The following is a 25,652-nucleotide window of genomic DNA, read 5'->3' as shown; positions in this document are numbered from 1 at the left end:
GCGCCGCGGACGCAATGTCCGTATCTTCATAAGCAGGGATGTTTATGCTCGCTTCGCTCAAGTCGGCCATGCGCCGCATCTTCTCCGTACTCGCCTTCGTCATTCTCGGTGTCCTGCGCCTGGCGCGCTGGCTGCTGTCTGCCCTGGTCGGCAGCTGGCAGCCGCCGCTGTGGCTGCGCAAGCTGTGGCAGGGCCTGTGCGCCGGCGGCAGCTGGCTGCGCGCACGCCCCGGCAAGACTGCCGCCGGCCTGGCCGTGCTGGCCCTGCTCGGTGGCGCCGGTGCCTACGCCTGGCACTGGTACCAGAACCTGCCGGTGCCGCACACCGTGGCCTATTCGGTGCACGCGCCGAACCTGACCGGCTACCAGCACGAGCCGATCAGCATCGACACCCTGCGCGTCGACTTCCACGAATCCGCCGCCCCGCTGGACGCGATCGGCAAGGAAGTCCACGAGGGCATCAGCCTGCAGCCGGCCGTCAAAGGTGCCTGGCACTGGGCCAACGACCGCAGCCTGGTGTTCACCCCGGCGGCCGATTGGCCGATCGACCAGGCTTATCAGGTCAGCCTGAATGAAGAAGGCCTGCTGGCCGACGGCGTGCTGCTCGACCGCTACCAGTTCGACCTGCGCACCCAGCCGTTCACCGCCGACGTAACCAGCCACGAGCTGTACCAGGATCCGGTGGTGCCGAGCCTGAAGAAGCTGGTGGCGACCATCAGCTTCTCCCACCCGGTCGACGAAGAGTCCTTCCGCCAGCGCGTCTCCATCGCCCTGGACCGTGGCCTGGAATACCGCGACAAGGATGTGGCACCGACCCCGGAGATCAGCTTCGCCAAGAACAAGCTGGCCGCCTACGTGCACTCCGCGCCGCTGGCCACCCCGCTGGAAACCACCGGCGTCAGCCTGCAGGTGGAGAAGGGCATTCAGGCCCGCGATGGCGGCAACGCCAGTGGCCAGCCACTGCACGCCTCCGTCAGCGTGCCGGGACGCTATCGCCTGACCTTCGGCGCCAGCAATATCCAGTTCGTCGACAATGATCGCGGCGAACCGGAGCCGGTGCTGATGTTCAGCAGCTCCAGCGCGGTGAGCGACGAGGCCATCGCCAAGCAGGTGCAGGTCTGGCTGCTGCCCGAGCGCGACAATCAGGGCAGCGAATACTGGGATGAGTCGGAAGTCGACGAACAGACCCTGGCCCGCGCCGAGCGCGTGAAGCTGACCCATGTGCCCAGCGTCGAGCCGCTCAACAGCCTGCACGCTTTCAAGTTCAAGGCCGAACCGGGGCGCTACGTCTATGTGAAGGTGGCGGCCAAGGTCGAGGCGGTCGGCGGCTACCTGGCCAAGGACCCGACCTACAGCCTGCTGCAGATGCCCAAGTACCCTCGTGCCCTGGCCTTCCTTTCGGAGGGTGCGCTGCTCAGCCTGAACGGCGAGAAGCAGCTGGGCATCCTCGGCCGTGGCGTGCCCGGCGCCCAGGTGGAAATCTCGCGCCTGCTGCCCAGCCAGCTGCATCACCTGGTGGACCAGAACAACGGCAGTTTCGCCCGCCCCGAACTGCCCAACATCTACTTCGACCGCCTGGTGGAGCGCATGCAGGTCAAGCTGCCGCTGGACGCCGGCGATCCCTCGAAGACCCAGTACAGCCACGTCGACCTGGCGCCCTACCTGAACGCCGAAGGCGGCCGGCGCGGCATCTTCGTGATCAAGCTCAGCTCCGAGGACGACCCTAGCCAGGACACCTTCGATTATTACTACGACGACAACCCGACCCGCGACCTGCGCTTCGTGGTGGTCACCGACCTCGGCATCATCGCCAAACGCAGCAGCGACGGCAGCCACGACCTGTTCGTCCAGTCGATCGGCCAGGGCGGCCCGGTAGCCGGCGCCGAAGTGCAGATCCTCGGCCGCAACGGCCTGCCGGTGGCCAGCGCCCATACCGACGGCAACGGTCAGGCACACTTCGCCAAGCTCGACGAGCTGCGCCGCGAGAAGACCCCGCTGATGTACGTGGTCAATTACGGCAACGACCAGTCCTTCCTGCCGGTGGCGACCAGCCAGCACCGCCTCGACCTGTCGCGCTTCGAAGTCGGCGGCCAGTACGAGAATGGCGAGCCGGACCGCCTCGGCGCCTACCTGTTCAGCGACCGCGGCCTGTATCGCCCGGGCGAGACCGCGCACCTGGGCATGATCGTGCGCAGCGCCAACTGGAGCGGCCAATTGCAGGGCCTGCCGGTGGAATTGGACGTGCGCGACCCGCGCGGCCAGAGCGTGCTGCGCCAGCAGTTGAAGCTCTCCGCCAGCGGCTTCGAGAGCCTCGATTTCCACAGCAGCGAGGCGGCGCCGGCCGGCACCTACACCGCCAGCCTGAGCCTGATCGACGAAGACGAGCGGCGCACCGAGCTGGGCAGCGTCGACTTCAAGGTGCGCGACTTCGAGCCAGACCGCATGAAGGTCAGCGCCACCCTGGCCAAGACCCCGGTGAAGGGCTGGATCGCCCCCGAGCAGGTCGAGGCCAAGGTCAAGGCCATGCACCTGTTCGGCGCGCCGGCCTCGGGCCGCCGGGTCACCGCCGAGATGACCCTGTCGCCGGCCTACGCGGCCTTCGAGCAGTACGCCGACTACCGCTTCCGCATCAACAACTCGCTCAGCGACAGCAGCACCGAGGAGCTGGCAGAAGCCCAGACCGACGACAACGGCGAGACCAGCCTCGACCTGCGCCTGGATCGCTACGCCGCCAGCACCTATCGCCTGAGCCTGCTGGCCCGGGTGTTCGAGGCCGAGGGCGGGCGCAACGTCGCCGCCCAGAGCAGCCTGATGGTGTCGTCCGCACCCTGGCTGGCCGGGGTCAAGAGCGTCGATGCGCTGGACTACGTGAGCAAGGGCGCCAAGCGCGAAGTCGAGTGGCTGGCCATCGGGCCCGACCTCGAGCCGCTGGCGGTGGACGGCCTGTCCACCGAGCTGGTCGAGCACCGCTACGTATCGGTGCTGGTCAAGCAGTCCAACGGTACCTACAAGTACCAGTCGCGGATCAAGAACATCCCGCTGGGCAGCCAGCCGCTGAACATCGCCGCCAGCGGCAGCAAGCAGAGGCTGAACACCAGCGAGCCCGGCGACTTCACCCTGACCCTCAAGGCCGCCGACGGCACGCCGCTGAACCAGGTGGACTACAGCGTCGCCGGCCACGGCAACGCCAGTCGCTCGCTGGAACGCAACGCCGAGCTACAGCTGCGCCTGAACCAGGATGCCTACGCCCAGGGCGACGAGGTCGAGATCAGTATCCGTGCGCCCTACACCGGCGCCGGCCTGATCACCATCGAGCGCGACAAGGTCTACGCCCACCAGTGGTTCAAGGCCGACAGCACCAGCAGCGTGCAGCGCATCCGCCTGCCCGCGGAGCTGGAGGGCAACGCCTACGTCAACGTGCAGTTCGTCCGCGACAGCGCCTCGCCCGAGGTGTACATGAGCCCGCTGTCCTACGGCGTGGCGCCGCTGCGCATCAAGCTGGACGCGCGGCGCATCCCGCTGCAGGTCAGTGCCGCCGAGCATATCGAGCCGGGCCAGGCGCTGGACATCAAGGTCAGCACCGACCGCCCCGGCCGCGCCGTGGTCTACGCCATCGACGAAGGCATCCTGCAGGTTGCGCGCTACAAGGCGCCGGACCCGCTGGCGCAGTTCTTCCAGAAGCGTGCGCTGGAAGTGCAGACCAGCCAGATTCTCGACCTGCTGCTGCCGGAGTTCAGCCGACTGCTCGACGCCGCAGCCGCCGGTGGTGACGGCGAGGACCTGCTCGGCGCCCACCTCAACCCCTTCAAGCGCAAGCGCAAGCCGCCGGTGGCCTACTGGTCCGGTCTGGTCGACCTGCAAGCGGGCGACAACAGCTTCCGCTACGAGGTACCGGACTACTTCAACGGCAAGCTGCACCTGTTCGTGGTGGCGGTGGACGACGCCCGTATCGGCGTGGTCGAAGGCGCCACCGAGGTACGCGGCCCGCTGGTGATCACGCCCAACGTGCCGGCCTTCGTCGCCCCGGGCGACGTGTTCAAGGTCAGTGCCGGGGTGTTCAGCAACCTGGAGCAGCCGACCACCGTCAAGGTCAGCGTGGAAACCAGCGCCGGGCTGAAGATGAAGTCCATCGACCAGGCCGAACTGCAGCTGGCGCCGCGCAAGGAAGGCGTGGTGGAGATCGACCTGCTGGCCCAGGAAACCCTGGGCTCGGCGGACATGACCTTCGTCGCCACCCTGCCCGACGGCCGCCGCGTGAAGATCGGCGAGACCACCTCGGTACGCCCGCTGGTCGAGCGCCGCGTGGCCCTGACCCTGGGCCGCACGGAAGACACCAGCGGCGAGGTACAGGTCAGCCGCGACCTCTACCCGCAGCTGCGTGACGTGCGCTTCGCCGCCGCCGGCTCGCCACTGGTCTGGGCCAGCGGCCTGCAGAGCTACCTGGACGACTACGGCTACAGCTGCACCGAGCAACTGGTATCCAAGGCCATGCCGGCGCTGGTCTGGGGCAGCTCGGCCACGGGCGTCGACCCGCAGGCGGTGCCGTCCTTCGACAACGCCGTGCGCATCCTGCGCTCGCGGCAGAACCTGGAAGGCGGCTTCGGCCTGTGGGCGGCCAACCCGCAGGTGGCGCCGTTCGCCAGCCTGTACGCCACCGACTTCCTGATCGAGGCCAAGGAGCGCAACTTCGCGGTGCCGGGCGACCTGCTCAATCGCGCCAACGGCTACCTCTCGCAACTGGCCAACGGCCCCAGCGAAGGCCTGGAGGAACTGCGCAACCGCGCCTACGCCGCCTACCTGCTGACCCGCCAGGGCGTGGTCACCAGCGGCGCGCTGGCGGATATCCGCGAGCGCTACGAGACCTACCACAGCAAGAACTGGCAGCAGGACATCGGTGCTGCCTACCTGGCCGCCAGCTACAAGCTGCTGAAGCAGGACAAGCAGGCCGACAAGCTGTTTGACCAACAAGTGTGGCGCAACCTGGAGCAGGGCTGGAGCAGCTACGGCCTGTACTACGACCCGCTGGTGCACGACGCCGAACACCTGCGCCTGCTGGCCAAGCACTTCCCCACCGAGCTGGACGAGGTGCCGGTGAAGCTGCTCGACGCCATGGGCCAGCGTCTCAGCGAACAGCGCTACAACTCGCTGTCCGCCGCCCTGCTGCTGCGGGCGCTGGACAGCTACGGCGAGCGCGCCGAGGACGGCCTCAACCTGCGCGTCAGCGCCTGGCTGGGCAAGCAGGGCGAACAGCCGCTACCGCTGAGCGGCAAGCCGCCGCTCGGCGACGTGCCGCAGGCAGCCAAGATGCTGTTGCTGCGCAAGGACGGCGATGCACCGGTGTTCTACATGCTCAGCGAAGGCGGCTACGACCGCGGCGCGCCGGACAAGGTGATCACCGAAGGCCTGGAGGTCAGCCACGAGTACACCGACCTGAACGGAGAGCCGGTCAAGCAGGTGCGCGTCGGCGACGAGTTCCTGGTGCGCCTGCGCCTGCGCGCCAAGGACTTCGACCAGGTGCAGCAGGTCGCCGTGGTCGACCTGCTGCCGGGCGGCACCGAGCCGGTGTACAACCAGCCGGCGCCGGTCACCGAAGCCACTGAGGAAGACGAGTACAGCGAAGAAGAGACCGAGGAGCCGAGCTGGCAGCCGCCGGTGGGCGAGTTGGCGATGAGCGACTGGTCGCCCGAGTTTGCCGATGTGCGCGACGACCGCGTGGTGCTCTACGGCACCGTCTACCGCGACGCCGCCACCTTCGTCTACCGCGTGCGCGCCACCAACGCCGGCACCTTCGGCACGCCGCCGGCCTACGCCGAAGGCATGTACGACACCACCCAGCAGGCCCGCGGCAAGGCCGGCCAGCTGACCATCGTCAAACCCTGAACCAGTGGCCCTCCTCCGCGAGGGCCGCTTCTTTTTGAAACGCCATGTCCCGACTGAAACGCTGTCTGTCCGGCCTCGGCCTATTCATCCTGCTGCTCCTGGCCCTGCGCCTGTGGCCGCATGCGCCACTGCGTGACGCGGCGCCGCTGTCGCGCATGGTGCTGGCGGAGAACGGCGAACTACTGCGCATGACCCTGGCCAGCGATGGCCAGTACCGCCTGTGGGTACCGCTGCAGCGCATCGCGCCGGCCATGGTCGAGGCCCTGCTGCTCAAGGAGGATCGCCACTTCTACCGGCATCCGGGCGTCGACCCCACGGCGCTGGTGCGCGCGGCCATGTCCACCTATGGCGGCGGCATGCGCCAAGGCGGCTCGACCCTGAGCATGCAGCTGGCCAGGCGCCTGCACGACCTCAACTCGCGGCAGATTCCCGGCAAGCTGCAGCAGATCGCCCTGGCCCTGTGGATCGAGGCGCGCCACAGCAAGCACGACATCCTCGAGGCCTACCTCAACCTGGCGCCCATGGGTGGCAATATCGAAGGCGTGGAAGCCGCCAGCCGCATCTATTTCGCCAAGGCGGCGGCGCAGCTCTCGCTCAGCGAGGCCCTGGCCCTGGCGGTGATTCCCCAGCAGCCGGGGCGCGGCCGGTTCGGCCCGGCGCTGCAGCGCGCGCGCCTGCAGCTGATGGCCCAGTGGCGCCGCGAACACGCCGACGACCCGCGCAACGATGGCCTGCTGGAGTTGCCGCTGCAGGCCCGCACCCGGCGCCAGCTGGCCTTCCGCGCGCCGCACCTGAGCGAGCAGCTGCTGGCCAGCCACGCGGGCAACGAGCTGCACAGCACCCTCGACCCACGCTTGCAGCAGCGTCTGGAACAGCTGGTCGGCCAGTTCGTCGCCGACCGGCGCAAGCTGGGTGTGCGCAACGCCACGGCGATCCTGGTGGACAGCCGCGACCAGGCGGTGAAGGCGCTGGTCGGCTCGGCGGACTACTTCGATGCGAGCATCCACGGCCAGGTCAACGGCGTGCAGTCGCGCCGCTCGCCGGGCTCGACGCTGAAACCCTTCCTCTACGGCCTGGCCCTGGACCAGGGCGTGATCCAGCCGATGAGCATCCTCGAGGACGCGCCCAGTGCCTTCGGCGCCTTCCAGCCGGAGAACTTCGACGGCAAGTTCGTCGGCCCGCTGACCGCCCAGGATGCGCTGATCCGCAGTCGCAACGTGCCGGCCGTGTGGCTGGCCAGCCAGCTGCGCCAGCCATCGCTGCACGGCCTGCTGCAACGCGCCGGCATCAAGGGCCTGCGCGAGGAGGAGTTCTACGGCCTGGCCCTGGCGCTGGGCGGCGGCGAGCTGACCCCGGCCGAACTGGCCAGGCTGTACCTGATGCTGGCCGGCGACGGGCGCCTGCGCCCGCTGCGCTGGACCCGCGAGGAGCGCAGCGAGCCGGGCACCCAGCTCCTGTCGCCGCAGGCGGCCTTCATGGTTCGCGACATGCTGCGCCACAACCCGCGCCCGGACGGCCTGCCCGCCGATGCCCGCGGTCGCGACTGGCCGGTAGCCTGGAAGACCGGTACTTCCTGGGGCTTCCACGATGCCTGGAGCGCCGGTCTGGTCGGGCCCTACGTACTGGTGGTGTGGGTCGGCAACTTCGACGCCACGCCGAACCCGGCCTTCGTCGGCATCAAGACCGCCGCGCCGCTGTTCTTCCGCATCGCCGACGCCCTGCCGCTGGCCTTGCCGGAGGTGAGCGCAGCGGTCGACCGGCCGCCAGTGGGGCTGACCCGCGTCGAGGTTTGCGCCGCCTCCGGCGAGCTGCCCAACCGCTGGTGCCCGCAGACCCGCAAGACCTGGTACATCCCCGGTGTTTCGCCGATCCGCGTGTCCAACCTGCACCGCCCGGTAATGGTCGACCGGCGGACCGGCAAGGCCGCCTGCCCGCCCTTCGACCCGGCGACCACTGAACTGCGGGTATTCGAGTTCTGGCCGTCCGACCTGCAGCGCCTGTTCGCCGCCGCCGGCCTGCCCCGCCGCACACCACCGGACGCCCAGCACGACTGCCAGGTACAGGCCGCCATCGATACCAGCGAGGCGCCGCGCATCACCTCGCCGCTGACCCAGGTGACCTACAGCCTGCGCCTGTCGCAACCGCAGGAAAGCATCACCCTGGCGGCCCATGCCGCCGCCGATGCCCGTTTGCTGTACTGGTTCGCCGACCACACCCTGGTCGGCCAGGGCCCGCCGCAGTCGGCCCTGCAATGGCGACCCGCGCGCTCGGGACAGTATCGAATCCGCGTCAGCGACGACCAGGGCCGCAGCGTCAGCCGGGCGCTGCAGGTGGAATTTCTGCCGTAGCTGACTTGCCGCTCATGTAGCCCGGATGCAATCCGGGAAGGGCGATTTGCCGAAGGACCGTTCCCGGATTGCATCCGGGCTACGGCCTGGTGGGCCAGGGCTAGTCAGGCCGCCCTGCAATGGCGACCCGCGCGCTCGGACCAATACCGCATTCGGGTCAGCGACGACCAGGGCCGCAGCGCCAGCCGGGCGCTGCAGGTGGAATTTTTGCCGTAGTTGGCTTGCCGCTCATTTAGCCCGGATGCAATCCGGGAAAGACTGCTCAGTGGTCGCTCCCCCCGGATTGCATCCGGGCTACGGCTTTAACAGCGTCAGATCCAGCCGCCCCACTGCAGCACGAACAGGCCGATATTGGTGGTGACCACCGCCACCAGCGTGGTGAGGACGATGATCGCCGCCGCCAACTCGTGGTTGCCGCCGGCCGCCTTGGCCATGACGAAGCTGGCCGCCGCCGTGGGGCTGGCGAAGTAGAGGAACAGGATGGCCAGCTCGGCATTACGGAAGCCGCAGGCGAAGGCGCCGGCGGTCGCCAGGAGCGGCAAGCAGACCATCTTCATCAGGCTGGCACCGACGGCCAGGCCGCCGCTGGCGCGCAGGGAGGCCAGCGACAGGGTGCCGCCGATGCAGATCAGCGCCAGCGGCAGGGTCAGCTGCGCCAGGTACTCGCCGGAGGTGGTCAGCCAGCCGGGCAGGCGCACCTGCCAGTAGGCGAAGGGAATGGCCGCCAGCACTCCGAGGATCAGCGGGTTGCGCAGAATGCCCCGCAGGATGCTCCAGGGGCTGGCCTTGCTGTTCGGGTTGTACACCTCCAGCACGATCACCGAGAGGGTGTTGTAGCTGAGGATCACCACCCCGCCGAGGATGCCGCCCAGCGACAGGCCGTAGTCGCCGTACAGACTGGTGGCCAGGGCCAGGCCGATGATGCCGTTGTTGCCGCGGAACGAGCCCTGCACGAACACCCCGCGCTCGGCCCGCGGCACCCGCAGCAGGGCCCAGCCCCAGGCCAGCAGGAAGCCGATGACCGTGGCCAGCAGGAAATAGCCGAGCAGCGCCGGCTGCAACGCGGTGTTGAGGTCGGCATGCAGGATCGCGAGGAACAGCATGACCGGCATGCTGACGTTGAACACCAGGGCCGAGGCGGTATTGATGAAGTGCGCGTCGATCAGGGCCAGGCGCTTGAGCGCCACCCCGAGGAACAGCATGGAGAACACCGGCGCGGTGATGGCGAGGGTCTGCTGGACAACGGCGAGCATGGCGTTCCCGACTACTTGATTAGGCGGCTAATGGTAACCGCTGCAGTCGGACAATGGCTTTCACCAGGCTTTCAATCAGCGTAGGGCGGGTGCAACCCGCGCGTCAGTCCAACGCGGGTTTCACCCGCCCTACGTCATTGCCACGAGAGGCTTAGCGGCGTACCGGGCGCTTCTGCAGCTTGCGCTGCAGGGTACGGCGGTGCATGCCGAGGGCTCGGGCGGTGGCGGAGATATTGCCGTCGTGCTCGGCCAGCACGCGCTGGATGTGCTCCCACTGCAGGCGATCCACCGACATCGGGTTTTCCGGCACCAGCGTGTTGAGGTCGGCATGCTCGGAGAGCAGCGCGGTGAGCACGTCGTCGGCGTCGGCCGGCTTGCACAGGTAGTTGGTGGCGCCGCGCTTGATCGCCTCCACGGCGGTGGCGATGCTCGAATAGCCGGTGAGGATCACCACACGCATCTCCGGGTCCAGCTCCAGCAGCTTGGGCAGCAGCACCAGGCCGGAGTCGCCCTCCATCTTCAGGTCGACCACGGCATAGTCCGGCAGGTCTTCCTTGGCCAGGGCCAGGCCCTCTTCCGCCGAGTTGGCCACGCTCACGCGCAGGCCGCGGCGGTCCATGGCGCGTGCCATGACGCGGGTGAAGGTGGCGTCGTCGTCCACCAGCAGCAGGTGCGGCTGGTCTTCCTGATCGTGCAGTTGTTCGTCAGACATGCTCATCTCCAAGCCTCGGCAGCAGCAGTTCCGTCAGCGTGCCGCCCTCTTCGTGATTGTAGAGTTTCACCGAACCGCCGGCCCGCGTCACGCTGGCCTGGCTGAGGAACAGGCCGAGGCCGAAGCCCTTGCCCTTGGTGGTGAAGAAGGGTTTGCCGATCTGCTCGGCGATGGCCAGCGGTACCCCGGCACCATGGTCGCGGATGCTCAGGTTGATCCAGCTCGCGTCCCAGTCCAGGCGAATGTCGAGCTTGTCCGGGCAGGCGTCGGCGGCGTTGTTCAGCAGGTTGAGCAGGGCCTGGGTCAGGTCCGCCGGCGGCAGCAGGCGCGGCACCGCGCCCGAGCCCAGGCACTGAAAGCGGTAGGTGGCCTCGGGGCGCATCAGGTGCCAGCGATTGAGGGTGGTCTCCAGCCATTGCACGGCGGTCTGCTCGAACACCGCCTGGCGGCGATCGGCCTCGGCGGCGCGCACCAGGTGCTGCAGGGTCTCCTTGCACAGCTTGACCTGCTCCTGCAGCAGGGCCAGGTCGTCCTGCAGGGTCGGCTTGTCGCGGTACTCCTGGCGCAGCTCCTTGAGCAGCACGCTCATGGTCGCCAGCGGCGTGCCCAGCTCGTGGGCAGCGCCGGCCGCCTGGGTGGCCACGGCCAACAGTTGCTGATCGCGCATGCCTTCCTCGCGGCGCAGCGCCTGCAGTTCGTCCTGGCGGCGCAGGGCGCCGGCCATCTTGACCACGAAGAAGGTGATGAACGCGGCGGACAGCAGGAAGTTCAGCCACATGCCGAACAGGTGCAGGCTGATCAGCATCGCCTCATGCTGCACGTTGTTCAGGTGCATCGGGTGATACCAGATCAGCAGCGCGGTGTAGCCGGTCAGCGCCAGCCCGGCGAGGAACATCGAATACAGCCAGGGCAGCGTTGCCGCGGCGATGGTCAGCGGCACCAGGTAGTAGGAGACGAAGGGGTTGGTCGAGCCCCCGGAGAAGTACAGCAGCAGGCTGTGGATCACCAGGTCGCAGGCCAGCTGCACCGTGTATTCCAATTCGGTGACCGGCCACGGCCCGCGCAGGCGCAGGGCGGTGAGCAGGCACAGGCCGAGCGACACGCCGAGGGTGATGCACAGCGGCAGCCAGGGCAGCGGCAGCAGGTCGGACAGGTAGGCGATGCCCACCGAACCGGCCTGGGCGGCCAGCACCAGCAGACGAATCAGAGTCAGGCGCCAGAGGTTCTGGCGGCTGGCGGACAGCAATTGGACAGGTGCGTACATAGAGGCTCCGGGCATGCCGGCGAGTATAACCAGAGGGCCTGGGTGGCCGCTGACCTGCGTCAACCGGACGCAGCGCTGCCCTCGCCCGAACTAAGCCGCGAACGGGCCAACAACTGGAAAAAGAAAACCTGCGAACCACCTTTAACCCGAATAGTCTGACCACTTCGTCAAACACCAGGACAACCACCCGCAAGGAGTCCCCATGCACGCACTCAACCGTCTCGCCGCCACCGTCGCCCTCGGCCTGGCCACTCTCGCCAGCCTGCCGGCCATGGCCGACGAGCCGCGCTACAACCAGGTATCGCTGCGCGCTGAAGTCAGCCAGGAAGTGGCCCACGACCGCATGTACGTCACCCTCTACACCGAGGCCCAGAGCGACGACCCGGCCGAGCTGGCCGCCGGCGTGACCAAGACACTGAATGCCGCCATCGACAAGGCGCGCAAGGTGCAGGGCGTGAAAGTCAGCCTCGGCAGCCGGCAGAGCTACCCGGTGTACGAGGACGAAGGCAGCAAGATCAGCGCCTGGCGCGAGCGCGCCGAGCTGCGCCTGGAAAGCGCCGAGTTCGCCCGCCTGTCGCAGCTGTCCGCCGACCTGCTGGGTGAGCTGAAGATGGCCGAGATGAGCTTCGCCGTGGCCGAGGATACCCGCCAGACCAGCGAAGACGGCCTGATCAAACAGGCCGTGGAAGCCTTCAAATCCCGCGCCCAGTTGGCCACCGACGCGGTCGGCGGCAAGGGCTACAAGCTGGTCAGCCTCAACCTCAACAGCGGCGGCTTCCAGCCGGTGATGCCGATGCGCGCCATGGCCATGGATCGCGGCAGCTTCAGCAAGAGCGAAGCGGCGCCGCAGATCGAGGCCGGCACCAGCCGCGTGAGCATGAGCGCCGACGGTGTGATCGAGGTGCAGCTGCCCTGATCGGGAGCGATGGGCCACCGCCAACGGCAGTGGCCCATCGCCACACCCCTCCGCGAAATTTGCACAATTGCGACAAAGCATTACAGCTTCGCCACAGCTTCTACACTCAATCGCGTTTCACGCTTGCCCGCGGCATATGCCGTGCATAGCTTCACGCAAGGTGCCCACAAGGCATCCCTCAAGGATCACAACCACAACAAACATGAGGTCAACATGCGTAAGAACGCCGTCATCCAGGCTCTTCTCGCCGCTGGGCTGATCGCCAGCGCCCCCTTCGCCAGCGCCGCCAGCAATCTGGTGTTCTGCTCCGAAGGCAGCCCCGCCGGTTTCGACCCGGGCCAGTACACCACCGGCACCGACTTCGATGCCGCCGCGGAAACCATGTTCAACCGCCTGAGCCAGTTCGAACGAGGCGGTACCGCAGTGGTGCCGGGCCTGGCCGAGAAGTGGGACGTATCGGCCGACGGCCTGACCTACACCTTCCAGCTGCGCAAGGGCGTGAAGTTCCATACCACCGAGTACTTCAAGCCGAGCCGCGAATTCAACGCCGATGACGTGCTGTTCACCTTCCAGCGCATGCTCGACAAGGAGCATCCGTTCCGTAAGGCCTACCCCACCGAATTCCCCTACTTCACCGACATGGGCATGGACGCCAATATCGCCAAGCTGGAGAAGCTCGACGACCACAGCGTCAAGTTCACCCTCAACAGCGTCGACGCCGCCTTTATCCAGAACCTGGCGATGAGCTTCGCCTCGATCCAGTCCGCCGAATACGCCGATCAGCTGCTCAAGGCCGGCAAGGCCGCCGACATCAACCAGAAGCCGATCGGCACCGGTCCGTTCGTGTTCAAGCGCTACCAGAAGGACGCGCAGATCCGCTTCACCGGCAACAAGGACTACTGGCTGCCGGAAGACGTGAAGATCGACAACCTGATCTTCGCCATCAACACCGACGCCTCGGTGCGCATGCAGAAGCTCAAGGCTGGCGAGTGCCAGATCACCCTGTTCCCGCGCCCGGCCGACCTCGAGTCGCTGAAGAAAGACGCCAACCTGAACATGCCCTCGCAGCCGGGCTTCAACCTCGGCTACATCGCCTACAACGTCACCCACAAACCGTTCGACAAGCTCGAAGTGCGCCAGGCGCTGGACATGGCGGTGAACAAGCAAGCGATCATCGATGCCGTGTACCAGGGCGCCGGCCAGCTGGCGGTAAACGGCATGCCGCCGACCCAGTGGTCCTACGACGACAGCGTCAAGGACCCGGCCTATGATCCCGAGAAGGCCAAGACCCTGCTCAAGGCCGCCGGCATCGCCGAAGGCACCGAGATCACCCTGTGGGCCATGCCGGTGCAGCGCCCGTACAACCCCAATGCCAAGCTGATGGCCGAGATGCTCCAGGCCGACTGGGCGAAGATCGGCATCAAGGCCAATATCGTCAGCTACGAATGGGGCGAGTACATGAAGCGCGCCAAGGGCGGCGAGCACGACGCCATGCTGATCGGCTGGAGCGGCGACAACGGTGACCCGGACAACTGGCTGGGCACCCTGTACGGCTGCGACGCGGTCGACGGCAACAACTTCTCCAAGTGGTGCTTCGAGGACTACGACAAGCTGGTGAAGGCCGCCAAGGCCACCTCCGACGTGGCCAAGCGTACCGAGCTGTACAAACAGGCTCAGCACGTACTCAAGGCCCAGGTGCCGATCACCCCGATCGCCCACTCCACCGTCTACCAACCGATGCGCAAGAACGTGCAGGACTTCAAGATCAGCCCGTTCGCGCTCAACTCCTTCTACGGCGTGGGTGTCGGCAAGTAAGCCGAGTTCCGGGCGGCTGCATGCCGCCCGGCTTCATCCGCAGAAGGAACGGTTCATGCGCAGTCTCCTCATGCTCCTGGCGCTTTGCGCCGGCTTGCCGGCGTTCGCTCAGCAATCGCTGGTGGTCTGCTCCGAGGCCAGCCCGGAAGGGTTCGACATCGTCCAGTACACCGCCGCCACCACCGCCGACGCCTCGGCCGAGACGGTCTACGAACGCCTGGTGCAGTTCGCCCCCGGCAGCACCCGCATCATTCCCGCCCTGGCCGAGAGCTGGGAGATCAGCGCCGACGGCCTGACCTACACCTTCACCCTGCGCAAGGGCGTGAAGTTCCATGCAACACCCTGGTTCAAGCCGAGCCGCGAGCTGAATGCCGACGACGTGCTGTGGAGCTTCCAGCGCCAGCACGACAAGGACCACGACTGGCACGAACTGGCCCCGCGCGGCTTTCCCTATTTCGAGGCCATGGGCTTCGCCGAGCTGATCGACCAGATCGAGGCGCTCGACGAACACCGTGTGCGCTTCACCCTGAAACACCCCGAGGCGCCCTTCCTGGCCGACCTGGCCATGGGCTTCACCTCCATCTATTCCGCCGAGTACGCCGAACAGCTACTCGACGCCGAAACACCGGAAAAGCTCAACAGCCAGCCCATCGGCACCGGCCCCTTCGTCTTCGAGCGCTACGCCAAGGACGCCCAGGTGCGTTTCGCCGGCAACCCGCACTACTGGGGCGGCAAACCGGCGCTCGATCGCCTGCTGCTGGCCATCACCCCCGACCCCAACGTGCGCATCCAACAGCTCAAGGCCGGCGCCTGCCAGGTGGCCGTGTTCCCCCGCCCGAGCGATGTACCGAAGCTGCGCGAGAACAAGGAGCTGCAGGTACTGGAGCTGGACTCGCTGCTCACCGCCTACGTCGCCATCAACACCCGGCACAAGCCGCTGGACGACGTGCGCGTGCGCCAGGCCATCAACCTGGCCTTCGACCGCCAGGCCTACCTGCGGGCCCAGTACGGCGAGGGCAACGCCAGTCTGGCGGCGGCGCCCTACCCGGCCACCCTGCTCGGCTACGACGAGCGCCTGCAGCCCTGGCCCAAGGATGTGGAACGCGCCCGCCAACTGCTGGCCGAGGCCGGCCACGCCCAGGGCCTCAAACTGTCGATCTGGACCCGCCCCGGCGGCGGCCCGACCAATCCCAACCCGGGCATCGGCGCGCAGATGCTGCAGGCCGACCTGGCCGCCATCGGCATCCAAGCCGACATCCGCGTGTTCGAGTGGGGCGAGCTGATCAAGCGCGCCAAGAACGGCGAGCACGACCTGGTATTCATGGGCTGGGCCGGCGACAACGGCGACCCGGACAACTTCCTCACCCCCAACCTGTCCTGCGCCGCCGCCGAGAGTGGCGAGAATCAGGCAGGCTGGTGTCACAAGGAATTCGACCAGCTGATCCGCGAGGCCCGCCGGGTCGCCGAGCCGGAGCGTCGCGCTGCGCTGTACCGCGAGGCGCTGGCGATTTTCCACCAGCAGGCGCCCTGGATCGCCCTCGCCCACCCCAAGCAGTTCGCCGTGCTGCGCCGGGATGTCGAGGGCTTCGTGCTCAGCCCCCTGGGCTCCAACAACTTCACCCATGTGAAGCGCAAGCCATAACAATCGCGCCCCACGAAGGCGCGGGTTCAACCTGATGCGGAGTACCACAACGCAATGCTGTCCTTTATCGCCAGACGCCTGGGGCTGCTGATCCCCACCTTTTTCGGCGTCACCTTGCTGACCTTCGCGCTGATCCGTCTGATCCCCGGCGACCCCGTGGAAGTGATGATGGGCGAGCGCCGCGTCGACCCCGAGATGCACGCCGAAGCCATGCACCGCCTGGGCCTGGACAAGCCGCTGCCGGCCCAGTACCTGGACTACATCGGCAAGCTGGCCCAGGGCGATCTGGGCGAATCCCTGCGCACCCGCGAGGGCGTGTGGGACGAATTCCTCACCCTGTTCCCGGCGACCCTGGAACTGTCCCTGGCCGCCCTGCTATTTGCCGGCACTCTGGGCGTGATCGCCGGAGTGATCGCCGCCCTCAAGCGCGGCTCGCTGTTCGACCACGGGGTGATGGGCGTGTCGCTGGCCGGCTACTCGATGCCGATCTTCTGGTGGGGCCTGCTGCTGATCATGTTCTTCTCGGTGTACCTGGGCTGGACGCCGGTCTCCGGGCGCATCGACCTGCTCTACGACATCGAGCCGGTCACTGGCTTCATGCTGATCGACACTCTGCTGAGCGAGGAGGAAGGTGCGTTCCAGGACGCGCTGATGCACATGATCCTGCCGGCCATCGTGCTGGGCACCATTCCCCTGGCGGTGATCGCGCGCATGACCCGCTCGGCGATGCTCGAAGTGCTGCGCGAGGACTATATCCGCACCGCCCGCGCCAAGGGCCTGTCCCCGGCCCGCGTGGTGTTCGTCCACGGCCTGCGCAACGCGCTGATCCCGGTGCTCACCGTGTTCGGCCTACAGGTCGGCACCCTGCTGGCCGGCGCCGTGCTGACCGAAACCATCTTCTCCTGGCCGGGTATTGGCAAGTGGCTGATCGAGGCCATCGGCGCCCGCGACTACCCGGTGGTGCAGAACGGCATCCTGCTGATCGCCTGCCTGGTGATCCTGGTCAACTTCGTCGTGGACATCCTCTACGGCCTGGTTAACCCACGTATTCGCCATCAGCGCTAAGGAACACGCCATGCCGCATATGTCTTCCCGTAGGAGCGAGCTCTGCTCGCGAACCCCGGCCACGCAAAAGCTTCGCGAGCAGAGCTCGCTCCTACACAAGCAGGAGGCGCACCCATGACTGCGACCGCCGCCGACCAGGCGCTGTTCTACCCCTCGCCGCTCAAGGAATTCTGGCATGCCTTCGCCCACAACAAGGGCGCCGTCGGCGGCCTGCTGTTCATGCTGATCATCGTGTTCTGCGCGCTGTTCGCGCCCTGGGTCGCGCCGTTCGACCCCAGCGAGCAGTTCCGCGACGCCCTGCTCACCCCGCCGTCCTGGCTGGAGGGCGGGCAGACGCGCTTCCTGCTCGGCACCGACGAACTGGGCCGCGACCTGCTCTCGCGGCTGATCCACGGCGCACGCCTGTCGCTGATGATCGGCCTGGCCTCGGTGCTGATGTCGCTGATCCCCGGCATCCTCATGGGCCTGGTCGCCGGCTTCTTCCCGGGCCTGCTCGGCCCCTCGATCATGCGCCTGATGGACATCATGCTGGCCCTGCCCTCGCTGCTGCTGGCCGTGGCCATCGTCGCCATCCTCGGCCCCGGGCTGATCAACACGGTGATCGCCATCGCCATCGTCTCGCTGCCCAGTTACGTGCGCCTGACCCGCGCCGCGGTGATGGGCGAGCTGAACCGCGACTACGTCACTGCCGCGCGCCTGGCCGGCGCCGGCCTGCCGCGGCTGATGTTCATCACCGTGCTGCCCAACTGCATGGCGCCGCTGATCGTGCAGGCCACCCTGAGCTTCTCCTCGGCCATCCTCGACGCGGCGGCCCTGGGCTTCCTCGGCCTCGGCGTGCAACCGCCGACGCCCGAGTGGGGAACCATGCTGGCCTCAGCGCGGGACTACATCGAACGCGCCTGGTGGGTGGTGTCTCTGCCGGGGCTGACCATTTTGCTCAGCGTGCTGGCGATCAACCTGATGGGCGACGGGCTGCGCGATGCGCTCGACCCGAAACTGAAGAATGCGCAGTAAGGTGCCCAGCATGAACATCTATCCAACGCCGGCGCTTGTCCTCCCCTCTCCCGCTTGCGGGAGAGGGGCTGGGGAAGAGGGTATAACGACTCACGCCGCCCTCTCCCCGACCCTCTCCCATAAATGGGAGAGGGGGAATTCCGCGCACGCAAGGAGGTCGGCATGAGCCTGCTCAATATTCGCAACCTGTCCGTGCGCTTCGGCGCCGCCGATGCCGTACCCGTGGTCGACGGCCTCGACCTGTCGGTGGACAAGGGCGAAGTGCTAGCCATCGTCGGCGAATCCGGCTCCGGCAAGTCGGTGACCATGATGGCGCTGATGGGCCTGATCGACGCCCCCGGCATCGTGCGCGCCGACAGCCTGCGTTTCGACGGCCACGACATGCTCACGCTCAAGGGCCGCCAGCGCCGCAAGGTGGTGGGCAAGGACCTGGCCATGGTGTTCCAGGACCCGATGACCGCGCTCAATCCCAGCTACACGGTGGGCTTCCAGATCGAGGAAGTGCTGCGCCAGCACCTCGGCCTCAAGGGTAAGGCCGCCCGCGTGCGTGCCCTGCAGCTGCTGGAGCGGGTGGAGATCCCCGGCGCCGCCAGCCGTCTCGACGCCTACCCGCACCAGCTCTCCGGCGGCATGAGCCAGCGCGTGGCGATCGCCATGGCCATCGCCGCCGAACCCAAGCTGCTGATCGCCGACGAGCCGACCACCGCCTTGGACGTGACCATCCAGGCGCAGATCATGGACCTGCTGCTGGACCTGCAGCGCAGCGAGGGCATGGGCCTGGTGCTGATCACCCACGACCTGGCCGTGGTCGCCGAGACCGCCCAGCGCGTGTGCGTGATGTACGCCGGGCAAGCGGTGGAGATCGGCAGCGTGCCGACCCTGTTCGACGCACCGACCCACCCCTACACCGAGGCGCTACTCAAGGCGATTCCCGAGCACAGCCTGGGCGCCGAGCGCCTGGCCACCCTGCCCGGCATCGTGCCCGGCCGCTACGACCGCCCCGCCGGCTGCCTGCTGTCGCCGCGCTGCCCCTACGCCCAGCCGCACTGCCGCGAGCAACGCCCGGCGCTGGAACCGCACGTGCGCGGCGCGGTGCGCTGCTTCTACCCCCTCAACCTGACCGCGGAGGTGGCCTGATGAGCATCGTCCTCGAGGCCCGCGAGCTGACCCGTCACTACGAAATCTCCCGCGGCCTGTTCAAGCCCAATGCCCTGGTGCGCGCGCTGAATGGCGTGTCGTTCCAGCTGGAGGCCGGCAAGACCCTGGCGGTGGTCGGCGAATCCGGCTGCGGCAAGTCGACCCTGGCCCGCGCCCTGACCCTGATCGAGGAGCCCAGCGCCGGCAGCCTGCAGATCGCCGGGCAGGAGGTGGCCGGCGCCGATAAAACACAGCGCAAGCAACTGCGCCGCGACGTGCAGATGGTGTTCCAGAACCCCTATGCCTCACTCAACCCGCGGCAGAAGATCGGCGACCAGCTGGCCGAGCCGCTGCTGATCAACACCGGCCTGTCGCGCACCGAGCGCCGCGAGAAGGTGCAGAGCATGATGCAGCAGGTGGGCCTGCGCCCCGAGCACTACCAGCGCTACCCGCACATGTTCTCCGGTGGCCAGCGCCAGCGTATCGCCCTGGCCCGCGCCATGATGCTGCAACCCAAGGTGCTGGTGGCGGACGAGCCGACCTCAGCGCTGGACGTGTCCATCCAGGCCCAGGTGCTCAACCTGTTCATGGACCTGCAGGAGCAGTACCAGACCGGCTATGTGTTCATCTCGCACAACCTGGCGGTGGTGCAGCACGTGGCCGACGACGTGCTGGTGATGTACCTCGGCCGCCCGGCCGAGATGGGCCCGGCCGCGCTGATCTACGAGAGGCCGCTGCACCCCTACACCCGCGCCCTGCTATCCGCGACTCCAGCGATCCATCCAGACCCGGCCAAGCCGAAGATCAAGATCGCCGGCGAGCTGCCCAACCCGCTCGACCCGCCGCCCGGCTGCGCCTTCCACCGACGCTGCCCGCACGCCACCGAGCGCTGCCGCGTGGAGGTACCGGAACTGCGCCTGGTCGAGGCGCGCCAGGTAGCCTGCCACCACGCCGAGGAAATCTCCGGCTGAGGTGCGCTCAGGGCTGGCGCTGCACCGGCACCGCCCGCCCCTGTTCGATGCGGGTCAGGTAGACCGCATCCGAGCCCTGGTGGTCATCGGGCCCGAAGCGCACCTGGAAGCCGCCGAGGTCGAGGTCCAGGGACTCCAGCGCATCGACCAGTTGCGCCCGGGTCGGCTGCGGCCCGATCCGACGCAGCGCTTCCACCAGCACGGCGGCGCCGATATAGCCCTCCAGCGAGGCGTAACCGAGCGGTCCCTGCATATCCGCCTGGTAGTCGCGCACCAGCGGCAGCGAGGCGTCCTCGGGCGGCGGCACCACCTGCGAGATATACACGCCCTCGGCATCCGCACCGGCCTCGGCGATAAAGCTGTCGGTGCCGACGAAGGACACGCTGAAGAAGCGCGCCTGCATGCCCAGGGCGCGGGCCTCGCGAATGGCCGCGGCCAACTGTTTATAGGTACCGACGAAGAAGATCGCCTGCGGCTGGCTCGGCAGCAGCTGACGCACGGCCTCGCCGATCTGCAGCGAGTTGCGCAGGATGCGTGCCTCGCCCTCGACGTGCAAGCCGCGTTTGAGCAGCGCGCCGGCCAGGCCACCCTTGACCGTTTCGCCGAAGGAGTCGTTCTGCATCAGCAGGGCGACACGGCTCAGCTTCAACTCCTCGGTCATGTGCGCCGCCAGCAGCTCGGTCTCGGCGAAGTAGGAAGCACGCACATTGAATACCCAGTGATGCAGCGGCTCGCGCAGCACCTCGGCACCCGAGAAAGGAAACAGGTACGGCACCCCGGCGGCCAGCGTGGCCGGCATCGCGGCCCGCGAAGTGGGCGTGCCGACATAGCCGAACAGAGCGAAGACGCTGCGGGAGTCGATCAGCTCTTCGGTCAGGCGGGCCGTACGCGCAGGCTCGTAACCATCATCGCGCACCAGCAGCACCAGGCGCCGCCCATGGACACCGCCGGCCGCGTTGACCCGTTGGAAGTAGGCCTGGGCGCCCGCCAGCATGCCCTTGCCGAGGCCAGCCGCCGGCCCGCTCTGGGCATTGACCATGCCCAGATGCAGTTCCTTGGCATCGACTCCCGTCTCGTCCGCGACCGCGGCGCTACACAACCAGGCAGATACAGCAAAACAGCACACCAGCCGTCGCAACATCATCACGCTCCAGTGCCCGTCGTTTCTATCGGCGATGCCAATACATACAGGCAAGGTCGACGGGCGTTCATAGGCACCAGATTAGCCTCATCGGCATGACGGGGCATCCGCCCAAGGTGTACGCAGCACCCGGAAACGCGTGACTGAGCGCCTCCCGAACAGCCCGCATGGCACGCAAGATCCCCGGTCTAGAGCCGCCGCGCAAACAATCGATAACGCTGATGCGCAGCATTAACCGCTTCAAGTTCTCTCGGCGAAGTCCTTCCCCGAACATAGGCCCCGTAGACAACTTAACCCCTACCCCGGAGCACCAAACAATGAAAAAGCAAATCCTCGCCACCCTGTTCGCCACCACCTTCGCCGCCAGCGGCATCATCTTCGCAGCCGACGGCTTCGACCGTACCGGCAGCAATATCGCCGCAGATGGTTTTGATCGCACCGCTAGCTACATCGCCGCTGATGGCACCGAACGTGTAGGCGACAAGATCGCCGCCGACGGTTTCGACCGCACCGGCAGCAACGTCGCCGAAGACGGCGCCCAGCGTGTAGGTGACAAGATCGCCGCCGACGGTTTCGACCGCACCGGTAGCAACGTCGCCGAAGACGGCGCCGAGCGTGCAGGTGACAAGATCGCCGCCGACGGTTTCGACCGCACCGGTAGCAACGTGGCTGAAGACGGCTTCGATCGTACCGGCAGCAGCATCGCCTGAAACCCCGTGGAGTCAGGAGCCAGCAAGCAATGATGTGTGCACAGCTCGAAAGCCAGAAGGCGCCCACCGTGGCGCCTTCGCCTTTTCTGGGCGATTAGTTGTTGAAGAAGCGCTGGAACTCGCGCAACTCGGCCTGGGCGTCACTGACGCTGACCTGGGTGAAGCGCAGCTTCTGTTGCGCCGGGCATTGCGCCAGGCGCCATTGGTCCAGCGGATGCAGCCAGCCGAGGATGGGATAGCCGCCCATGGTCTGGCGGTCGGCCTGCAGGATGATCGGCTGACCATCCGGCGGCACCTGGATGGCGCCGCGAGCCACGCCGAGCGACCACTGCCGCTGCGGCGCCGCTACCGGCTCACCCTGCAGGCGCGCGCCCATGCGATCGGATTGCGGGCTGAGCCGCCAGCTCTGCTCGAAGAAGGTGGCCAGCGCGGCCTCGCTGAACTCCACCGCATCGCCACCGGTGATCACCCGCAGCAGGGGCGCGGCGCGATAGTCCGGCAGATAGGGCCAGGGCACGCTGGCGGCGCAGGCGAAATGAGCCGGGCCACAGGGCAGTTCATCGGCGGCGGCCAGCTTGCCGCCCCGACCATCCAGACCACCCAGGCCTTCGCGCAACTGGGTGCTGACGCTGCCCAGCACCGGCGCGGCATGAAAACCACCCGCTACCGCCAGGTAGGCACGTTGGCCACTGCGTGCATAACCCAGGCGAATGCGCTGGCCGGCACGCACGGCGAAGCGTGCCCAGCCAGGCAGCGCCCGACCCTCGACACTCAAGGGTGCATCGGCACCGGTCAGCGCCAGCCAGGTATCTACGCGGCTCTGCAGTTCGACATCGCCCAGGGCGATCTCCAGCAGCGGCGTACCCGCCGGATTGCCCAGCAGACGGTTGGCCCAGGCCGCCGCATGCAGATCCTGCGGCCCACCGGGAGAGACCCCGAGGTGCTGCCAGCCAACACGCCCGCCATCCAGCAGCAGGCTCTGCGGTCCCGCACGCACCACGAGCAGGCCGCTCACTGGCGCAGCTCGGCGCGGTAGCGCGCCTGGTCGATGGGCAGAAAGCGCACCCGATCACCGAGCGCCAGCGGGCACGGCGGCGTGTGGGCAACGTCGAACAAGGGCGACGGGCTCAGCCCGAGCAGATGCCAGCCGCCAGGCGAGGCCTGCGGGTAGATGGCGGTCTGCCGCTCGGCGATGGCCAGGCTGCCGGCCGGTACCAGGGTGCGTGGCGTGGCACGGCGCGGCAGGGCCAGGCGCTCGTGCAACTCGCCCAGATAGGCGAAACCAGGCGCGAAACCGATGGCGCCGACCCGGTACTCGGTGGCGCTGTGCAGCTCGATCACCTGCTCCACCGACAACCGACAGCTGCGCGCCACCTCGGCCAGATCCTCGCCGGCATACCACACGGGGATTTCATGCAGGCGCCCGGCATCGCTCACCACGGGCGCAGCCAGCCAGGCATCCAGCAGAGGCGTGAGCCGCTCGGCCAGCTCCAGGTGATCGGTGCGCAACAGGTCGTAGTGCAGCAGCAGGCTGGTCCAGCCGGGCACCAGATCGGTCAGCAGCGGGCCCAGATCGTGGCGAATGCGCTCGGCCAGCGCGGCGATACGCAGCGACAGGTCGGGCGTCGGCTGTTCGGCCAGCACCAGCAACAGGGCTTCGGCGCCGGCCGGCTCGAGACGGATCACAGGGCGTCCAGCTGGGCCCGCAGACGACGCAGCACGGCCAGCGACTCGGCGTTGTCGCCATGCACGCAGAGGCTGTCGGCCTGCAGCTGCAGGGACTTGCCGTCGATATCGGCGAAGGGCTCGCCCGCCGCGATGGCCAGGGCCTGTTCGAGGATGCGCTCGGGCTGCTGGTGGACCGCACCGGCCAGACGCCGTGGCGCCAGCTGGCCATCGGCGAGATAGGCGCGATCGGCGAAGGCCTCGAACAGCAGCGGCACGCCGGCCGCCTCGGCCAGACGACGCTCGCGCACATTGTCGGCCAGGGCCAGCACCATCAGCGGCAGGCCTTGGCGATACGCGGCGCAGGCCGCCAGTACCGCGCCGAACAGCGCATCGTCGCGCACCAGGTCGTTGTACAGCGCGCCATGCGGCTTGACGTAGGCGACCTGGACACCAGCGGCGCGGCAGAAGGCGTCCAATGCACCGAGCTGGTACAACACCAGGGCGGTGACCTCGTCCGGCGAACAGGACAGATGGCGGCGGCCGAAACCCTGCAGATCGGGATAAGACGGATGGGCGCCGATGCTCACGCCGTGCTGCACGGCCAGGGCGACGCTGCGCCGCATGATCAGCGGATCGCCGGCGTGGAAGCCGCAGGCCAGGTTGGCCTGATCCACCAGCGGCATGGCGTGCTCGTCGTCGCCCATGCGCCAGGCGCCGTAGCTCTCGCCCATGTCGCAGTTCAGCAGTATTCGGGACATCTGCGCTCCTCCTAGAAGTCGCGCGTTATCGCGTAAATCGCCAGGCCGTGCAACTGAGCCTAGCCCAGCAACGAAAAGGCCCGCACGAGGCGGGCCTTGGCGTTACCACACAGGCTTACAGGTAGAAGGCCTTCAGCGGCGGGAAGCCGTTGAATTCCACCGCGCTGTAGCTGGTGGTGTAGGCGCCGGTGGACAACCAGTACAGGCGGTCTTCGGCAGCCAGGTTCAGCGGCAGGCCGTACTTGTAGTTCTCGTACATGATGTCGGCGCTGTCGCAGGTCGGGCCGGCGATGATGACTTCTTCCATCTCGCCCTTGCGCTCGGTCCAGATCGGGAACTTGATCGACTCGTCCATGGTTTCGATCAGGCCGCTGAACTTGCCCACGTCGGTGTAGATCCAGCGCTCCACGGCGGTACGCGACTTGCGCGCGATCAGCACCACTTCGCTGACCAGGATGCCGGCGTTGGCGATCAGCGAGCGGCCCGGCTCGAGGATGATTTCCGGCAGCTCGTCGCCGAAGTCTTCCTTGAGGAAGCGGGTGATTTCCTCGGCGTAGGTTTCCAGGTCATTGGTGCGCTGGATGTAGTTGGCCGGGAAGCCGCCGCCCATGTTGATCATCTGCAGGGTGATGCCGTCTTCTTCCTTCAGACGCTCGAAGATCACCTTGACCTTGGCGATGGCGGCGTCCCACACGTCGATGTCGCGCTGCTGCGAGCCGACGTGGAAGGAGATGCCGTACGGCACCAGGCCCAGCTGCTTGGCCAGGATCAGCAGGTCCAGGGCCATGTCCGGGTTGCAGCCGAACTTGCGGCTCAGCGGCCAGTCGGCGCTGGTCGAGCCTTCGGTGAGGATGCGCACATAGACCTTGGCCCCTGGCGCGGCCTTGGCGATGTTGCGCAGGTCGGCTTCCGAGTCGGTGGCGAACAGGCGCACGCCCTTGTCGAAGAAGTAGCGGATGTCGCGGGCTTTCTTGATGGTGTTGCCGTAGCTGATGCGCTCCGGGCCGACGCCGGCGCTCATGACCTTGTCCAGCTCGTAGATCGAGGCGATGTCGAAGTTGGAGCCCTTGTCACGCAGCAGCTCGGTGATCTCGATGGCCGGGTTGGCCTTCACCGCGTAGTAGATCTTGGCGAAGGGGAAGCAGTTGACCAACTGATCGTAGGAATTGGCGATGGTCTGCTTGTCGATCACCACGAAGGGGGTTTCCTGCTGATCGGCAAACGCCTTCATGCGCTTGAAAGTTTCGGGTGCGAAATAGTCTTCGACCTTGATCGACATGCTCGGGACTCCAAATGGCAAAACACGTTATTGAAAGAGGGAGTGGCTCTGTGTTTCGAGCCGCGAACGCCTGATCAGTT

Annotated in this window: 18 protein-coding genes; 10 read left to right on the top strand and 8 right to left on the bottom strand. The window is 67.3% G+C overall.

The window, feature by feature from the left end; genetic code table 11:
• Window positions 1-44: 44 nt before the first annotated feature.
• Both N7607_RS14220 and pbpC read left to right on the top strand, forming a co-directional pair.
• Window positions 45-5,879, top strand: a complete 5,835-nt coding sequence (locus N7607_RS14220; protein ID WP_279866240.1) for an alpha-2-macroglobulin — start codon at window positions 45-47, stop codon at window positions 5,877-5,879.
• A 44-nt stretch (window positions 5,880-5,923) separates the two neighbouring features.
• Complete coding sequence (pbpC, locus tag N7607_RS14215; protein ID WP_279866241.1) at window positions 5,924-8,227, top strand: penicillin-binding protein 1C; 2,304 nt, start codon at window positions 5,924-5,926, stop codon at window positions 8,225-8,227.
• A 311-nt stretch (window positions 8,228-8,538) separates the two neighbouring features.
• Here pbpC and N7607_RS14210 read toward each other — a convergent pair whose 3' ends face one another.
• The 3 genes from N7607_RS14210 to N7607_RS14200 form a co-directional block, all read right to left on the bottom strand.
• Window positions 8,539-9,480, bottom strand: a complete 942-nt coding sequence (locus tag N7607_RS14210; RefSeq protein ID WP_279866242.1) for an AEC family transporter — start codon at window positions 9,478-9,480, stop codon at window positions 8,539-8,541.
• Between the two features lie 151 nt (window positions 9,481-9,631).
• Window positions 9,632-10,192 carry a response regulator transcription factor gene (locus tag N7607_RS14205; RefSeq protein ID WP_192400226.1) on the bottom strand — a complete coding sequence of 187 codons (561 nt, stop codon included), beginning with the start codon at window positions 10,190-10,192 and terminating at the stop codon, window positions 9,632-9,634.
• Window positions 10,185-11,456 carry an ATP-binding protein gene (locus tag N7607_RS14200; RefSeq protein ID WP_279866243.1) on the bottom strand — a complete coding sequence of 424 codons (1,272 nt, stop codon included), beginning with the start codon at window positions 11,454-11,456 and terminating at the stop codon, window positions 10,185-10,187. The genes N7607_RS14205 and N7607_RS14200 overlap by 8 nt, the downstream gene beginning before the upstream one ends.
• A 202-nt stretch (window positions 11,457-11,658) precedes the next feature.
• On the opposite strand from N7607_RS14200, the gene N7607_RS14195 reads away from it, so the two are divergent.
• From N7607_RS14195 to N7607_RS14165, 7 genes are all read left to right on the top strand, one after another.
• Entirely contained in the window at window positions 11,659-12,372 is a 714-nt protein-coding gene (locus tag N7607_RS14195; RefSeq protein WP_279866244.1) for an SIMPL domain-containing protein, read from the top strand.
• Window positions 12,373-12,585: 213 nt separating this feature from the next.
• Window positions 12,586-14,187, top strand: coding sequence for an ABC transporter substrate-binding protein (locus N7607_RS14190; protein WP_279866245.1), 1,602 nt, complete (start codon window positions 12,586-12,588; stop codon window positions 14,185-14,187).
• Between the two features lie 55 nt (window positions 14,188-14,242).
• On the top strand, window positions 14,243-15,829 hold the full coding sequence (locus N7607_RS14185) for an ABC transporter substrate-binding protein (RefSeq protein ID WP_279866246.1): 1,587 nt from the start codon (window positions 14,243-14,245) through the stop codon (window positions 15,827-15,829).
• Between the two features lie 54 nt (window positions 15,830-15,883).
• The gene (locus N7607_RS14180) at window positions 15,884-16,894 is read left to right on the top strand and encodes an ABC transporter permease subunit (protein WP_279866247.1); all 1,011 of its coding nucleotides are present in this window, start codon (window positions 15,884-15,886) and stop codon (window positions 16,892-16,894) included.
• A gap of 114 nt (window positions 16,895-17,008) precedes the next feature.
• The gene (locus N7607_RS14175) at window positions 17,009-17,908 is read left to right on the top strand and encodes an ABC transporter permease subunit (protein ID WP_279866248.1); all 900 of its coding nucleotides are present in this window, start codon (window positions 17,009-17,011) and stop codon (window positions 17,906-17,908) included.
• A gap of 162 nt (window positions 17,909-18,070) precedes the next feature.
• The gene (locus N7607_RS14170) at window positions 18,071-19,045 is read left to right on the top strand and encodes an ABC transporter ATP-binding protein (RefSeq protein ID WP_279866249.1); all 975 of its coding nucleotides are present in this window, start codon (window positions 18,071-18,073) and stop codon (window positions 19,043-19,045) included.
• Window positions 19,045-20,016, top strand: a complete 972-nt coding sequence (locus N7607_RS14165; protein ID WP_279866250.1) for an ABC transporter ATP-binding protein — start codon at window positions 19,045-19,047, stop codon at window positions 20,014-20,016. The genes N7607_RS14170 and N7607_RS14165 overlap by 1 nt, the downstream gene beginning before the upstream one ends.
• Before the next feature lie 7 nt (window positions 20,017-20,023).
• On the opposite strand, the gene N7607_RS14160 is transcribed toward N7607_RS14165, so the two are convergent.
• Window positions 20,024-21,157 carry an ABC transporter substrate-binding protein gene (locus tag N7607_RS14160; RefSeq protein WP_279866251.1) on the bottom strand — a complete coding sequence of 378 codons (1,134 nt, stop codon included), beginning with the start codon at window positions 21,155-21,157 and terminating at the stop codon, window positions 20,024-20,026.
• Between the two features lie 317 nt (window positions 21,158-21,474).
• Between N7607_RS14160 and N7607_RS14155 the strand changes: the two genes are divergently transcribed.
• Window positions 21,475-21,867, top strand: a complete 393-nt coding sequence (locus N7607_RS14155; protein WP_279866252.1) for a heme utilization protein — start codon at window positions 21,475-21,477, stop codon at window positions 21,865-21,867.
• A gap of 94 nt (window positions 21,868-21,961) precedes the next feature.
• Here the strand turns inward: N7607_RS14155 and N7607_RS14150 are convergent, their stop codons facing one another.
• The 4 genes from N7607_RS14150 to N7607_RS14135 form a co-directional block, all read right to left on the bottom strand.
• Window positions 21,962-22,882 carry a biotin-dependent carboxyltransferase family protein gene (locus N7607_RS14150; protein WP_279866253.1) on the bottom strand — a complete coding sequence of 307 codons (921 nt, stop codon included), beginning with the start codon at window positions 22,880-22,882 and terminating at the stop codon, window positions 21,962-21,964.
• Complete coding sequence (gene pxpB / locus N7607_RS14145) at window positions 22,879-23,553, bottom strand: 5-oxoprolinase subunit PxpB (protein ID WP_279866254.1); 675 nt, start codon at window positions 23,551-23,553, stop codon at window positions 22,879-22,881. The genes N7607_RS14150 and pxpB overlap by 4 nt, the downstream gene beginning before the upstream one ends.
• A complete protein-coding gene (locus N7607_RS14140; protein ID WP_279866255.1) occupies window positions 23,550-24,293 on the bottom strand; it encodes a LamB/YcsF family protein in 744 nt (247 codons plus the stop codon). Before N7607_RS14140 ends, pxpB begins: the two co-directional genes overlap by 4 nt.
• A gap of 115 nt (window positions 24,294-24,408) precedes the next feature.
• Entirely contained in the window at window positions 24,409-25,572 is a 1,164-nt protein-coding gene (locus tag N7607_RS14135) for a type III PLP-dependent enzyme (protein WP_279866256.1), read from the bottom strand.
• Between the last annotated feature and the right edge of the window lie 80 nt (window positions 25,573-25,652).

This window comes from Pseudomonas sp. GD04019, from assembly GCF_029837695.1.
Classification (GTDB): domain Bacteria; phylum Pseudomonadota; class Gammaproteobacteria; order Pseudomonadales; family Pseudomonadaceae; genus Aquipseudomonas.
The sequence above is the reverse complement of the archived record's forward strand: the minus strand, read 5'-3'. Positions and strand labels throughout refer to the sequence as shown.